This window comes from Paenibacillus bouchesdurhonensis, from assembly GCF_900155685.1.
GTDB classification, from domain to species: Bacteria; Bacillota; Bacilli; order Paenibacillales; family Paenibacillaceae; genus Fontibacillus; species Fontibacillus bouchesdurhonensis.
Genome location: NZ_LT732548.1, coordinates 3786636 through 3802188, shown reverse-complemented (window position 1 = coordinate 3802188; position 15553 = coordinate 3786636). Strand labels below are relative to the sequence as shown.

Below are 15553 nucleotides of genomic sequence, written 5' to 3'. Positions count from 1 at the left end.
GATTTTCAATGCCTATTCGTTTCTCCCTCGTTTTTCATCAGGCTTTTGTCCTTTTGGAATGCGCTTTTTATCTCTTCCTGCAATGTATGTCGGTCGAGCGTTCATAGTCCATCGCGGTGAACGGAACAGAACATCCTTGAAAATTCCGGGATTCTGAGGAGCAACCGGGGCTAGAAAAGGTACTCCAAACGAACGAAGATTGACCAGATGAATAAGGAGCGCGATTTAATCCGAAGCCAATTCCGTAAAAACCTAGCGTGCCCGCCAAGATTAATAGCGGGAACCGCAGAATTCGAAAAGCTAGCCCCAAATTGTAACGGGGAATAGAAAATGAGGCTATACCTGTAAACGCAACAACAATGACCATGGGCGCCGAAACGATGCCGGCACGCACCGCGGATTCCCCAATTACCAATGCCCCGACCATACTGACCGTCGAACCGACCGGTTTGGGCAAACGAATGCCGGCTTCCCTAAGCGCCTCGAACATGACTTCCATCAATAACGCTTCCACAACGGCCGGAAAAGGAACGCCTTCTCGAGCGGCAGAGACACTAAGCAGAAGACTCACTGGAATTAACTGGGGATGGAACGTGGTGGCTGCAACATATAGTGACGGGAGTAGGAACGAAATACCCAGCAACATGAATCGCAGCCACCGAATCGCTGTTGTATAGATGAAATGCTCATAGTAATCTTCCGCAGCTTGGACGACCGACCAAAACGTCAGAGGAACAATAAGCGCAAACGGCGTGCCGTCCACTATAATAGCGATTTTGCCTTCCAACAGGCTTGAGAGCACTACGTCCGGTCGTTCTGAATTTTGTACCAGCGGGAACGGAGAAAAGGGGTTGTCTTCGATAAATTCTTCAATAAATCCCGAATCCAATACAGCATCTATCTGAATACGGCCAACTCTCTTCCGGACTTCCTCCAAGATCGAATCTTGAGCAATACCTTCAATATATACAATGGCCACATCCGTCTGAGACAATGTTCCAATCGTTAAAGATTCGATTTTTAATCTGGCACTTTGCAATCTTCGCCTTAATAAGCTCGTATTCGTTCGTAACGATTCGGTAAACCCTTCCCGGGGACCGCGTATGACGGATTCGACCGTCGGTTCTGTAATTTGCCGTTTTTCATAACCTTTAAGGTCAGCGAGTAATGCTTGATTCTCTCCCTCCACAAAAATCGCGACGTGACCCTTTAAAACATCCTGCACTGTTTCTAATATATTGCTTGCCAGCTTTGTTTGCCGGGTTGCGATAGCTTGATCACGGATAAGTTTTTCAAAAGACTCCAGGCTACTCGATCTTTCCGGTATTCCTTTGAGGACTAGGGGCATAAGTAAGGTTTGTTCTAAGCTTTTCGTATCCACCATTCCATCGACATAGATCAGTAGTGTTTTCTTTTGTTCATGAATTTGAATAGAGCGGTATACAACGTCGGAACAGTTTTGAAATAGTTCTTTCATAGCTTGTTCATTTTGATTCAAATCCGAAACAAATTGTTGGCTTGGACGACTATGATTTTCTTGCAGTAAAACTTCCCGCCGAGCCTGTTTTTTTAAAGATGATTTCGAGAATCGTTTAAGGAATTGAGTCACGAATAAGCCTCCAAAGTACAGGTTTTCTACAAGTATTCATTTCCTATTCATAGGTATTTATGCAAGTGACCAAAAAGGAGAAGCTTTTTTTCGGGGGTTCATAAGAAAACCTAGCGGCAAAGATCGCCACTAGGTCCCTCACGTTATGGCTAGGCTGGCTCATCCCTGCTCACTAAGGCGGTTCTGTGCTTGCCAATTGCTGGCTAATGATGCCCTGCCGTGCTGGCGCTGAACTGCCTGTTGTCTCGATCCCCCTAGACTCCACCATACATAATTTAATGAAACAATGTAATGTGAATAGACTTTAGCTGATTAAGCTGTTTTTATAAAATGTTGCGAATTGTTGTGTACTTTAGTAAAACGCCCCGTGTAATTTCTGCTTGAGCAGGGATTACACGGGGCGTTTAAATTTTTAATTTAAATATCCTATCGGAAGATCCGCCGACAGGGCAACCGCACTGTCTTATTGATCCTGCAATATCACCTCAGTGAATATTTCAATTTGCTTTTCAATGGCAATAGGATCATCGAAATATAAGTCATTCGTAATTAGCAGCTCCCCAGGAAATAATCAAATCAGGATTAAGATCAATAATCTTCTCAAATGACTATCCAATCCCTTTTCTTCCATTTCAAAGAATGGATTTTTTGATTTTTATTCATGTTTAGCAAACCCACTCTCACACACAATTCCAGTCTCAAGAATGTCATAGAGAGCTTGTTTGGAGGCATTTAATTGCTTTTGTGCCTCTTCAATCTCTAATATTTTTTGTTTGAGGAAATGTGTCTGTTCATCTTTTGTTATTTTATTTTTTGAGATCATTGATTTAACTTCATTTATTGAAAAACCAACAGTTAGACAATTCTTAATCACATTTAGATGATGAACGATTTCTATTTTATAGTTTCGATAATTATTCGCTTCTCTTAATATATACTCTTCTGGGATTAAACCCATTTTCTCATAGTAACGAATGGTAGATATCGGAAGCTTAACATTTTTTGCAACCTCACTAATCTGTATTTGAATCACCTCATTTTCTTTACTTGCTATGAAGTATACTTTATAGTTTACGCTTTTTAAAGTGAGACAAATGAATATGTCGCATAATCTCACAAATATAAAAAAGGAGAGAAATTTGTATGACTTTAATGAGTAGTAAGGTTCAAAAAACGAACGATTTTAACAAAATCGTTTTAAATCGTCGCTCCATTAAAACGTATGATTCTGATGTGAAAATTAGTCGAGAAGAAATGACGGATATACTGGAGAAAGCTTCTCGAGCCCCTTCGGCAATTAACATGCAACCTTGGCGATTTTTAGTCGTTGACAGCGCTGAAGGCAAAGAAAAGCTTGCTTCCTTGGCTACTTTTAACCAAACGCAAGTCCGTACATCTTCAGCTGTTATTGCAGTGTTCTATGATGTGAACAACATTGAATATATGGATGAAATTTACGGCAAGGCAGTAGAGCTTGGATATATGATTCCGGATATTAAAAATACCATTTTGCAGCAAGCGAAGTCCTATTATAAATCCTTGGAGGCAGCCGAATTGAATGATGTGAACCTTCTTGATTCGGGACTTGTATCGATGCAATTGATGTTAATTGCTCGTTCTCATGGCTATGACACGAATCCAATGGCAGGATATGAGAAAGATAAGATTGCAGAAGCTTTTAATCTAGATAAGGAGCGATTTCGACCAGTTATGTTGATCTCAATTGGAAAAGCGGCTTCAGAAGGACATCCGACCTACCGCTTACCCGTTGAAACGACAACAACTTGGGCATAACTAAACGCCCCCGTGCATTGGCATATCCTTATTTATTCTTTATAGTTTTCCAAAAAAGACGTACACGATATTTAGAATGTACGTCTTTTTTGGTGTGGATTACCTCAATTTTAATTAATGTGTGCGACAGCGCTAATTTCGATTAATTGTTCAGGGAATACAAGGTTAGCCATACCGATGAGACTACCAGTTGGCGGAATTGGATTTGATTTTTAACGGTTGTCAAAGTGGTTAAATCGGCTTTTTAAGCTAATTTTAAGTTTAACGGTTATGGTTAAGCTTATTTGCTATGATTAATGTACTTTTACGCAGTTCATTCTCAAATAGTGCTAACTGCAACCGTTAGAATTTTGAATCGTCTTTTTTTACATGAATTACGACTGTCGCAACCGTTAGAGATAGATATACTATACGTTCAGCCGAAATGTACGGTAGCGCTGGTTTCCACTTGCAACAACCAGCAAACTTTTGGTAATGAGTGAACGAAGAATAACTCTAGTGCGATTTTCAGACAACAAAAGATGCGCGGACAACTCTGTAGCTGTAAAAGGACGCATTAGTCTCCGGGCAAACCGCAGCGTTTCAGCTTCAGACCAAGTTAACTTGGAGGAGGAAGACATATTGATGGACAAAAATTTTCCGACAAATGAAAGTACTAAGTTTTTGCAAACTCCGGGATCATCCCGAATAGATAAGTAGGCAATTGGCAGGAAACACCAATCATCCAGCGTCAGCAGCGCTTGTTTCATACATAAATCTTTAAACCTGCCAGTTTCAACATCTCTTGCATGACTGCTGTAATCTTGAATTTCAATACAACCTTTCTCGCCTCCCGGCATATAAGCGAGATCCAAATAACGATATCTGTTATTCAAATCACGAACCTCATATTCGGGAAACAAATTATCGAGGTTTCCGATGGTTGGGAGCCAAATTGAACGTAGAAATGTAACGGTACCATGGCTCAACCCTTTTCTTAACAGCTCCTGACGCCTAGGATTTTTTTCTTCTGAAATTTGCTTGCTTAACCAAGAGTTATAAGTCTCCTTAAATAATAAACTCATCATTTCACCATCCTTTGTTCATTCCTAATAATATAAAAAAACCGCCTTAATACGTTTATGCTCTAGGAGCATCGTATCAAAGCGGCATGTGCTTCTCACCGAAAATTTTACTTTAACACTCTAAACGATACAACTCATCGATAACGGTGCCAACGTGGTGTATGCTGAATTTAATTATATCATTAGTTATTCATTTGTTAAGGTGTATTTCGAGTAATTGCGTTCTTCAACACCAATGGACAAGAGCATTCTTTGTTTATATATGCTGGCAGAGCATTACAGCCATTTAGACAACATGGAGCAGCGATGGCAATGAACAACTTTGTATTCACTGTGGAGCTTTCCTGTACCCCGCCTCATTTTGTGGTAACATGTTTCTATAGAGGTGAAACCAGGGGCAGGGACATTACGTCTGCCTGATAGGTTGCACGGAGGAGGTTAATTATGATCAATGATACGGATCTGAAGCATTTACGTCGTTGTGTTCAGCTTGCCAAGGAGGCTCTGGAGGTTGGTGATGAACCGTTCGGTTCAATTCTAGTCTCGGCCGATGGGGAAGTGCTTGCGGAAGACCATAATCATGTTTCTGGCGGAGACCATACTCAGCATCCGGAGTTTGCGTTGGCACGCTGGGCAGCAAATAATCTGCCTAAGGAAGAGCGGGCAAAGGCGACGGTATATACTTCCGGTGAACATTGCCCGATGTGTGCTGCAGCCCATGGCTGGGTCGGTTTAGGTCGGATTGTTTATGCCAGTTCTTCTAAACAACTGGTGCAGTGGCTGAGTGAGCTAGGAGTTCCTGCATCTCGTGTACGGAATCTTCCAATCCAGGACGTCATTCGTGATACTGTTGTAGATGGCCCTGTACCTGAGCTTGCGGAGGAAGTTCGAGAGCTGCATCGGCAGTTTCACACGAAGAAGCATTGACACAACCATACATAATAAGAGGTTGATCCATAGGATTGGCCTCTTATTTTTTTTGGTAAGCTCCTAGCGCTATCTCGTGTGTGTAAGTCATGAGTTTGGAGCTGGCATGCGCGCTGAGAACAATTATTTCAATATTGTATATGGATTTATGACTAATTATTATGGTATTAAATAGAATTAGAATATATTAACATTGAACAGATATTATGATAGATTTATCGCCCCTCTGGATCGATCGAGTAAATGTAATCGCTTTCGAAGCTCGGCGGCAAGATTGATCCGTTCATTAACCCTAATTATTATTTCAGCTTAAGTGGCTTTAACCAGTAAATTCAATTCAGAAAGTATAAACAGCAGATAAAGCAGATAACGTGTGGAGGTATAGGATGGGCTTGTTCAGCAAGTTTCTTGTATTGGCGTTCAAGGAGAAATATGCGTACAAATTTGACTTTTACATATCGATCTTGGCAAGTTTATTAGTTATTTTCGTACAAATTAACGTCTGGGAAGCCTTGTACAAGGGGAGCACGGTTGATTCGGCAAGTTTGCAGCAAATGATTATATATGTGATGATCTCTTCGATCATTTTTACGCTTACGAAGTCTGAAGCAGGGAATAAGATAGGGAGAAAAATAGAAGACGGCTCTATTATCAGCGATTTCACAAGACCTGTTAATTTCAAAAATTATTTATTTGCCGAAGACCTCGGCAATAATTTCTTTCAGGTCATCTTTATCTCTTTGCCTTCCGTGTTCATCGTAAGCTTGTTTTATGGCTTCACTTGGCCCGGTGATTTCATCAACTCTATGATTTTTGTCATCTCTGTTGTACTGGGCGTCCTCATTTCATTTTATATCAAGTACATCATAGGTTTGTTTGCTTTCTGGCTGGAGACCTCATGGTATATTCCCTTTTTTGTATTTGCGGTCTTTGAACTGTTCTCGGGTTCAACGATTCCGCTATGGTTTTTTCCGGAGTGGCTGAAAAATATTAGCTTAATGCTTCCTTTCCGCATGATTTTTTTCGAGCCGATCTCCATATTCCTAAATAAATATTCTTATGATTATTCATTGTCCATTATCGGCATACAATTGCTTTGGCTGGCGATACTCGTTGCATTCGAGAGGCTGATCTGGTCAGGCGCCCAGAAAAAGATCGTTGTACACGGAGGATAAGGATGCATTACGTTCAATTGTATATGGAATTTATCAAAATAAGGATACTTGGAATCGCTGAGTACAGAAAAGCGTTTGTGATTGGAGCTATAGCTCAGTTTGTGTCTTATTTCGCGGAGTTTTTTCTCATATGGGTCGTCGTGACGCGATTTCAGACGATCAACGGATGGGAGGCGCCGGAGGTGCTGCTTCTCTACGGATTAAATCTATGCTCATATGCGATCGCGGGCTTCTTCTTTTTCAATCCGACGGTACAGCTATCGTCCATGATCAAGGACGGGACCTTTGACGAATTGCTCGTGAAGCCCTTGAACAGTTTTTGGTACTTAGTGTGCAGGGAATTCAATACCGGTTATCTGAGCCACTTTCTATTGTCCCTTCTTGTGATTGCCTATTCGATTCACTCTCTGCAAATCCCTATGCATCTGGTGAACAGCATGTTCTTGCTCGTTACTTTGATCGGAGGGGCTTTAATTCAAGGAGCTGCATTGATTATTACGTCTGTCCCGGCTTTCTGGGTCGTTGAAAGTGGTGGACTCAGGGATATCCTATTTTTCCAGGCCAAGGGGTTCATTCGCTATCCGCTCTCAATTTTTGCTATGCCGATTCAAGTTATTTTAACGTTAATCCTTCCTTATGCTTTCATTAACTTCTATCCGGCGCAATTTTTCTTGGATAAGCATGAATTCTCCATATTCAATCCCGCCTTTCAGTATTTGACACCCGTCATTGGGGTAGGGCTTTTTAGTTTAGCCTATCTATTTTGGAGCGTGGGAATTAATCACTATAAGAGCACCGGTTCGTGAGGGGGATACCAATGTCTTTAATACAAGTCACTGGCGTGAACAAAGAATTCAGGATTAACAGGAGGGAGAAGGGGGTTGCCTCTTCCATTAAGGCCTTATTTAGAAGGGATTACATCGTAAAATACGCCGTCAAGGATTTGTCCTTCAACATTGATGAAGGAGAAGTCGTGGGATATATCGGCTCGAATGGAGCGGGGAAATCCACAACGATCAAAATGCTATCTGGTATTCTTGTCCCTACGAGCGGCAGCATTGTCGTCGATGATTTAGTGCCTTATAAGAACAGAAAGGTCAACGCTAGAAAAATAGGAGTGGTGTTCGGCCAACGTACCCAGCTCTATTGGAATTTGCCGATGGAGGAAACTTTTGATTTATACAAAAAGATATACAAAGTCGATGCCATGCAATTCAAGAAAAATGTAGACTTTTTCGTTGAGCTGCTAGAGATGCAGCCGTTCTTAAGAACTCCAGTCAGGCAGTTGAGCCTTGGTCAAAGAATGAGGGCGGAGCTTGTAGTCTCGTTGCTGCATGATCCTAAAATCCTTTACTTGGATGAGCCTACCATTGGGCTTGATATTCTCGTAAAGCAGAAAATTAGAAAATTCATTAGGCAGCTGAATCAAGAGAAAAATACGACGGTCATTCTGACCACCCACGATATGGACGATATCGATCAAATTTGCAATCGTGTCATTACGATCGAGAAGGGGGAGAAGATTTTTGACGGCTCGCTTGATCTATTTAAGCATACCTATAGTGTCGGTCATCAGCTCACCGTAAATTATAAAAATAAATATAGCAGCATCGATGATCCAAGGTTAAAAGTACTTGATTTGCAAGAAAACAGAATCACTGTGCTCTTCAAGAAGGAAGAAATCAGTGTCACTGAATGCCTCGCTATGATGTCGGAAATTGGAGAAATTGAAGATATCAAAATTAAGGAACCTAATATGGAGGAAGCCGTTGAAAATTTATATACTGTTGGAAGCAAATAAACCATTCATGTTATCAGAAGCCTGTAGCCATTCGAAGGCAGTCCCATTTCATTCATCAAATGTTCATATTTCCCTGTTATCCTCCTTTTACATATAGAAAGGAGAGATTTAGATGAAGTGGTTGGAGATGGGCATGGCTCTGATCATGCTGGTTACTATATCCGGATACGTAACGGGCGTTCTAATGAAGGGAAAAAGAATGTTTATAGTGACTGGTATTGGCGTTTTGACCGTTGGATTGCATGTTCTGCTGGAAGGCTATAGGGTACAAATGATATTGTTCTATCTTCTCTTCGCAGTAATTTGGTTATGCTTCATTCTATCGGGCTTATTTAGAAGAACGGTTAAAATGCATGGAAGATCAAAATTATGGAAGCGGCTCGCCGTTTTGAGCTTGGGCACCTTGACGCTGGCAGCCGCGCTTGTCATTCCTCTATATGTATTGCCGCCAATCGTCTTGCCGAATCCAACGGGATCTCATGATATCGGTACGATCAACTACCACTGGATTGATGACAGCCGCTCGGAGCCTTGGACGGCTGAAGAGGACGATAAACGGGAGATTGTGGTTCGAGTCTGGTATCCTGCTAAGTCAATCGATCCTATGAAGCCCGCTCCTTATGCGCATTCTGTTGAAGAGATGAAGTCATTAAGCGATGGCCAACCATTGTATGTGAAAGCAATCGTAGATTCTATGATAAACATAACGACACATTCCTATCTGCAAGTACCGATCTCATCGGATAAGGCGGGGTATCCCGTTCTTCTCTTATCTCCGGGTTTTGGAGCATCCAACTTCATGTACACCAGTATGACGGAAAATTTAGCGAGCCATGGATATATCGTAGTAGCGATCGAGCATCCGTATTACACGGAAATCCCGACTTTGTTTCCTGATGGACGGATCACCAAAGAAAAAGCGGTCATCGCTGATGATTCGTCAGTTTGGGACAGCATGGAGGAACATATGCAGCTGTGGGTAGACGATGTTAAGTTTGTTCTCGATAGATTGTATGATCTGAATGAAAAGGATTCCCAGCATATTTTAACCGGGAAGATGGATCTTCAGCGGCTGGGTATGCTTGGCCATTCTTTTGGAGGCGCAGCCGCAGCACAGGTCATGCACCAGGATTCTCGGTTGAGCTCAGGCGTAAATATGGACGGATTTCCGTATGGTGCTGTGATCGAAGACGGCCTGCCCAATCCGTTCTTATACATTCAAACGACATACAGCGATGAGTTCGCCAATCTGGAGCTTTTAGAGGAAGAGTGGTCTGATCCTGATAAGTACCCAGGACTCGCCGTAAAGGAGGAATACGTGAAGGAAGCGGCAGAGCTCGTTCAAAGAAAGGAAGGAATTTTGAAAAATGGCGGGATCGAATGGGTGGTTCCTGGAGCTGACCATATGAGCTTTTCTGATATCACGCTGTACTCGCCTCTATTTGGCAGCCGTGACGTATCTCTGCTTGGGGAAATTAATGAGAAATTAGTGCAGTTTTTCGATGATTACGTTAAGGATAAATATGTGAAGTTAGTGGAATAAGCGTGAAATGGCAGAGGAGAACCGGATGATAAAAATATTAGTAGTAGATGACGATCCTTTCATTCGCGAACTGGTCAGACTTGCATTGCGGTCAGATGATTACAACATTCTGGAAGCGAAAAATGGTACAGAGGCTATCGCTTTTATTCATGAAGAGAGACTGGAGCTTGTGATTGTGGACATCATGATGCCTGGCACGGATGGGCTCGAAGTGTGCCGCGAAATCAAACGGTACTTTGACATCCCAGTGCTTATGCTGACTGCGAAGGGAACGAACATCGACAAGGTAGCGGGCTTTCAGGCAGGAACGGATGATTACGTGGTGAAGCCTTTTGACCCTAAGGAGCTAAGCTATAGGGTGAAAGCACTTTTGCGAAGATATCGGTTTGACCGCGGATATTCTCTTCAAGTCGGACAATTGTATTTGAATGCCCAGAGACAAGTGTCCGTGGGTGAGAAAGAAGTATCATTACCTCCTAAAGAGTTTGAACTCTTGTATCGGCTTGCCTCCCAGCCCAATCGCACTTTGACCCGTGAACAAATCATTGAACATGTATGGGGCAGTGACTTTGAAGGGGATGAACGGACGGTAGACGTACACGTAAAACGGCTAAGAGAAAGATTCTCTGAGTTGACGGACAGCTTTGAAATCGTGACCGTCAGAGGACTCGGGTACAAGCTGGAGGTAAAGCATGTTTAAGACCCTATATGTTCGAATTGTCTTCTATTATCTTGCTGCAGTACTCATTGGGGTTATAGTCGCCTGGGCTGCAGCAATCTTTATATTTCAGGATTCCGCCGAACGTTACACTGAGAGGGAGCTTACAAGAAAAGGGCAGCAGCTTATACAATTGTACAGCCAAGCTCAACCGGAGGATCAACAGACATTTCTGGAAAATGCAGCTCAGCTCTCTTCCGTCAGATTGAAGGTGACTGCCCCAAACTCTCAGGAGATCCAACTATTTAACTGGCCTGATGCAGATAACTTCTGTGATTGTGATATTTCAGTCACAATGCCATGGCCGCTGGATGAAGGTGTTTACCAAATCGAACTTGCACAGGCAGCTTTCAGTGAATCCTCAGGCTTAACGGAAATTACAGTGATATTAGTTATCGTCCTATTGGTAGGCGGGCTTATTATCTTATTTTTTGCAAGGCGCTTGGTTACCCCTGTACAGACGGTAACCGCTGCCGCTAAGCAATTGGCAACCGGTGACTTTAATGTAAGGCTGTCCGAGAATCAGCGCGATGAGATGGGAACATTGGCCAAGGCTATAAATCATATGGCTGCTGAGTTGGGGGAATTGGATCGTGAACGGCAGGAGTTTGTCGCTAACGTTTCTCATGAATTCCAATCTCCGTTAACACTGGTTAAAGGTTTCTCCGCTATGCTTCTCGAAGGGTCGCTTAAAGCACCGGAGCGCTCGCGAGCCCTTCAAATTATCATGCAGGAGAGTGAACGCTTATCGCGGTTAAGCGAAAATTTACTCCGTTTGGCCGCATTGGAGTCGGAAAGGCATGTGATGGCTCCAACCCATTTCGATCTTGCTGAACAAATCCGGCGTACGGTTCTCACTTTTGAAGCCCTCTGGTCGGAAAAACAGCTGGAGGTGGAGATGAAAGGGGAGCGTACGATGATTCACGCGGATGAAGAACTTCTAAGTCAGGTATGGATCAATCTCATGTCAAATGCAATTAAGTTTGCTTCTGCCGGCGGGAGAATTGCAATTGAACTGAAGGCCGACCAAGACCAAGTGGAGATCCGCTTTTATGATGATGGCCTCCTCATTGCCGATGAAGATAAAGAGCGGATATTCAGTCGGTTTTTCAAAGCGGATCGGGCAAGAGGTCGAAATATAGAGGGCAATGGCTTAGGTTTATCCATCGTCAAGAAAATCGTGGATATCCATCAAGGAAGCATTTATATAAGTTCAGAAGGCGAGAGAGGAAAAGCGTTTGTCATTCAGTTACCTCTGCTCTGACGAGCAATATGGAAGATTTGGAGTAATTATTGATCAGTCATAGAAAGGGAGTGGGACACATATCTTAAAATGAATTTTAACGCTCGGGAGAAGCTTAATCAGCCTGAATGGTTCATTTAAGATGTGAAAAGTTGGGAAAGGAGTTGTGCGAGATGTCTCTACTGGAGGAAGGCACGCTCGTCATCGGTTCCGGTCCAATCCTGCTCTCGCTTGCTGAATCATGGTATGAATTCGGTTTGTCCAAGCTCACGGTTTATGTAACAAGCAAGGAGCCGATAGACACGGGCAAACTCAAGGAATTTTGCGAACATGCTTATGGCCGTGAGGCCGAGACCTCGTTAAAAATTATTGCTGCTGCAAGAGATGAGGATCTGAATTGGAGGGCGATTGTTCGACCGTTTCAATTTATTCTGTATGTGTCGGAGCACGGGGGTTTAGATGAACTTCTGAAGCTTCAGAATGCCTGTATAGCAGAAAGGAGACAGATGCTCCCCGGGATCTTGGTCAGAGGCATGGGAATGGCTGGTCCTCTGCTGAATTGTGATGGAAACGGACGATGGGAGTCGGCTTGGCGGCGCATCCATTCGTCCGTCTTTCCTGAAAGCCGTTGTGAAAAAGGCCTCTCTGTCGCAGCAGCAGGCTTACTATCGAATCTACTCGTGCATGAATGGCATAAAGCAATTACGGCCGAGAATGATGCGTATAGCTGGAATCATTGCTTTTTACTTGATCCGGTTACGTTGACCGGAGGCTGGCACCAGGTGCTTCCTCATCCTCTAGTGTTCGGATATGAGGCTGCTCGGCCGGTGGAGAACATAGAGCGTCATTTTGGGGACAATAATGAGCGGGCAAATCCACAGAAGTGGTTTTCAGCGTTGAACCAGCTGACTTCTACGATAACAGGCATTTTCCATGCATGGGAGGAGGCGGATTTAATCCAGCTGCCGCTGGCGCAGTGTCTTGTTCAACCCGTGGATCTGTTATCGGAAGAACCTGCGCCTCTTCTCCCGGTGATCATCCGGAGCGGGCTAACGCATGAAGAGGCACGGCGAGAATCTGGACTTGCGGGGCTTGAAGCGTATGCTGCTCGGATGATTCCCTTAATGTTCTCCTGGTTGCCCTCACATCAGCAGCAAGAAATCAATATTGGAGCAGGGTGCGATTTGGCCGAAGCCGTTGGGCGGGGTTTTAGAGCTTGTTTAGCTAAAGAGTTCGGCAAACGAACGCTGTCTCATGAGCCGACAGTTCTACGCATAGCGTGTACACAAATTAAAGATGTGCGATGTCAATATTATTTACAAGCGTTAAGCATCATAGAGGGTGAGCCAGTTATCGCCGTCGGTGAACCTTTACTTGGTTTTCCGGTCGTATGGGTAAATCGGGGCTCTTCGTGGTATGTCAGCGCGGATCTCAGCTTTACTCTTGCCCTCCGCCAATCCCTGCAGAAAGCGTTGGATCAGAGGGAAGCTGCTTCGATTTCTGCGGTTACTTGGAGGAATAATGAATGGCAGGAAACCCCAGTTCCCGATAGCGGTTCGCTAGATTACGGATCTTTAATGCAATCGGCCGTTCGAACGCTGAAGCAGCATCATAAGCGCCTCGAAGTGTTCAATATGCCGAGCAAATCTTTGTGGGGCAAAAGCCCGTTTGAAATTTATGGAGTCAGCCTCGAAGAGGGGGGAGTCTATTGAATTCTGTCGTTATTGTTGGAGAGGGAATACTGGCAGACGCCGTTTATAAGCGAATGTCCGAATTCCTGCCAGTGCGCAGAAAAGATTTCAGTGAAACCATACCCGTCACGGATCTGGTATTGGTACTTGAGGAACAGGATAGCTCATCTATTTATCTTGAAGCTGAACAGGTATTGCGGCCGCGTGGAACCCCATGGTTATGCGCATATATATCATTAGGTGAAGGAGTGGTAGGACCACTGATTCATCCGGGGAAGTTTGGATGCTTCCAATGCGCTGAGACAAGGCTAGCATTGGCGGGGAGCAATCGCCAAGAGGTGGACGAGATGCTGATGAAGCTGGTATCTCCTGATTATGCTCCTAATTATACTGCTGAATTATCTCCAGCGGGATCTGGTTATCTGGCACATATAATCGCGGCAGAAGTGACTAAGGTGCTGCGAGGCGATAAAGCGAATACGGAAGAACATGTTTATTTGATCGATTTGAAAAATTTGAGCAGCACAATCCATTATGTTCTACCCGTGGGGACTTGCTCGGTTTGCGGTCAATTGCCGGATGATTCACCGGAGTTAGCAAAAATATCGCTGCAGAAGTGCCTAAAAGTCAACAACACCTACCGCTGTCGTGCGATGAGTGATTTACAGCGGGTTCTGTTAAGAGATTACTGGGATAGTCGCACTGGAGTTTTTAATGATAAGAAGTGGAGTCTATCTTCATCCTTTGCCGGCGCGGCCATTAATCTTCCCTTGGGCTTTTACGATGAAATAACGGGGGGACGTTCGCATTCCTTTTTGGATAGCGAACTTGCTGGCATATTAGAGGGGCTGGAGCGTTATTGCGGTGTAGCTGTGCGCGGTAAAAGAACGGTTATGCATGGCAGTTATTCCCAATTTAAGGGAGCTGCGATAGATCCGTCTACGGTGGGTCTTCATGCAGAGGGGCGATACGAGCAGCCTGATTTTCCATTCATCCCGTTTGATCCGGATGCCCCCATGGAATGGGTATGGGGCTATTCGTTTTTAGAGGAGCGTCCCGTCTTGATCCCCCATCTGTTGGCTTATTACAGCCTCGGTGGCGGCGGTGGTTTCGTCTATGAAACCTCCAATGGATGCGCGGTAGGAAACAGTATAGAGGAAGCTGTTTTACACGGTATTTTCGAAGTAGTGGAGAGAGATGCTTTTTTGATAACCTGGTATGCACAGCTACATGTTTCGCGGCTTGATTATATATCGTCGGGAGATTCGGAACTGGTGCTGATGATCCAGCGTTTAAGGGCGGTTACTGGATATGAGGTAAGTTTGTACAATATGACGATGGAGAACGGAATTCCGAGCATATGGGCACTTGCAAAGGGAGGGACGGAGCAGTGTGTAAACCTGCTCTGTGCTGCGGGAGCTCATCTTGACCCGGTTCAAGCGGCTAAGAGTGCTATACACGAGCTGGCAGTGATGATCCCGACGGTCGAAAGGCGATGGGAGGAGCGGAGGCTGGAAGCCGAAGCGATGTTTGGCGATTCGGAACTTGTACAGTATATGGAAGATCATTCACTGCTGTACAGTTTGCCGCAAGCGGAGAGAAGGCTCCATTTTTTATTGGAAGATTCCCGGCCTTTATGTACATTCGCTGAAGAGTTTCCCTCTGTCCCTGCCCATGAAGATTTAACGGATGATTTAAGGCAGGTTCTTCAAATATTCCGCCGTCTTCAGATGGATGTGATTGTAATTGATCAGTCGTCAAGTGAGACGCGTCGCAATGGGCTGCGTTGTGTGAAAGTGCTCATACCCGGAATGCTGCCGATGACATTCGGACATCACCTGACTCGGTTGAGCGGCCTGGATCGGGTTTTGGAGATACCCATGAAATTAGGCTACGTAAATCATACGCTTACTCCACAGGAGCTAAATCCCTATCCCCATCCGTTTCTGTGACGATGGCAGAAGTCGTCGAAAGGTTAATCGCCCATT

At 44.2% G+C, this 15553-nt stretch carries 12 protein-coding genes and 1 pseudogene; 10 read left to right on the top strand and 3 right to left on the bottom strand.

Annotated features, from left to right (window positions below; all coding sequences use genetic code 11):
- Positions 1-12 precede the first annotated feature (12 nt).
- Together CZ379_RS21245 and CZ379_RS21240 are read right to left on the bottom strand one after the other, a co-directional pair.
- Positions 13-1609: pseudogene (locus tag CZ379_RS21245) on the bottom strand (spore germination protein).
- Between the two features lie 655 nt (positions 1610-2264).
- Entirely contained in the window at positions 2265-2642 is a 378-nt protein-coding gene (locus tag CZ379_RS21240; RefSeq protein WP_234404971.1) for a MerR family transcriptional regulator, read from the bottom strand.
- A 119-nt stretch (positions 2643-2761) separates the two neighbouring features.
- Here CZ379_RS21240 and CZ379_RS21235 point away from each other — a divergent pair, with 119 nt between their 5' ends.
- Positions 2762-3403 (top strand): nitroreductase family protein, encoded by a 642-nt coding sequence (locus CZ379_RS21235; protein WP_110934493.1) that lies wholly within the window; start codon positions 2762-2764, stop codon positions 3401-3403.
- Between the two features lie 407 nt (positions 3404-3810).
- On the opposite strand, the gene CZ379_RS21230 is transcribed toward CZ379_RS21235, so the two are convergent.
- Positions 3811-4467: a transcriptional regulator gene (locus tag CZ379_RS21230; RefSeq protein ID WP_110933446.1), complete on the bottom strand. Its 657-nt coding sequence runs from the start codon at positions 4465-4467 to the stop codon at positions 3811-3813.
- Positions 4468-4911: 444 nt separating this feature from the next.
- Between CZ379_RS21230 and CZ379_RS21225 the strand changes: the two genes are divergently transcribed.
- From CZ379_RS21225 to CZ379_RS21185, 9 genes are all read left to right on the top strand, one after another.
- Complete coding sequence (locus CZ379_RS21225) at positions 4912-5394, top strand: nucleoside deaminase (RefSeq protein WP_110933445.1); 483 nt, start codon at positions 4912-4914, stop codon at positions 5392-5394.
- Positions 5395-5780: 386 nt separating this feature from the next.
- Complete coding sequence (locus CZ379_RS21220) at positions 5781-6569, top strand: ABC transporter permease (RefSeq protein ID WP_110933444.1); 789 nt, start codon at positions 5781-5783, stop codon at positions 6567-6569.
- 2 nt (positions 6570-6571) lie between these two features.
- Positions 6572-7375: an ABC transporter permease gene (locus tag CZ379_RS21215; RefSeq protein WP_110933443.1), complete on the top strand. Its 804-nt coding sequence runs from the start codon at positions 6572-6574 to the stop codon at positions 7373-7375.
- An 11-nt stretch (positions 7376-7386) separates the two neighbouring features.
- Complete coding sequence (locus CZ379_RS21210) at positions 7387-8370, top strand: ABC transporter ATP-binding protein (protein WP_110933442.1); 984 nt, start codon at positions 7387-7389, stop codon at positions 8368-8370.
- Between the two features lie 112 nt (positions 8371-8482).
- Positions 8483-9913, top strand: a complete 1431-nt coding sequence (locus CZ379_RS21205; protein WP_110933441.1) for an alpha/beta hydrolase family protein — start codon at positions 8483-8485, stop codon at positions 9911-9913.
- Between the two features lie 25 nt (positions 9914-9938).
- Positions 9939-10613, top strand: coding sequence for a response regulator transcription factor (locus CZ379_RS21200; protein WP_110933440.1), 675 nt, complete (start codon positions 9939-9941; stop codon positions 10611-10613).
- Entirely contained in the window at positions 10606-11895 is a 1290-nt protein-coding gene (locus CZ379_RS21195) for a sensor histidine kinase (protein WP_110933439.1), read from the top strand. Before CZ379_RS21200 ends, CZ379_RS21195 begins: the two co-directional genes overlap by 8 nt.
- Positions 11896-12047: 152 nt before the next feature.
- On the top strand, positions 12048-13586 hold the full coding sequence (locus CZ379_RS21190) for a hypothetical protein (RefSeq protein WP_110933438.1): 1539 nt from the start codon (positions 12048-12050) through the stop codon (positions 13584-13586).
- Positions 13583-15517, top strand: coding sequence for a TOMM precursor leader peptide-binding protein (locus CZ379_RS21185; RefSeq protein WP_110933437.1), 1935 nt, complete (start codon positions 13583-13585; stop codon positions 15515-15517). Before CZ379_RS21190 ends, CZ379_RS21185 begins: the two co-directional genes overlap by 4 nt.
- The last annotated feature ends 36 nt before the right edge of the window (positions 15518-15553 follow it).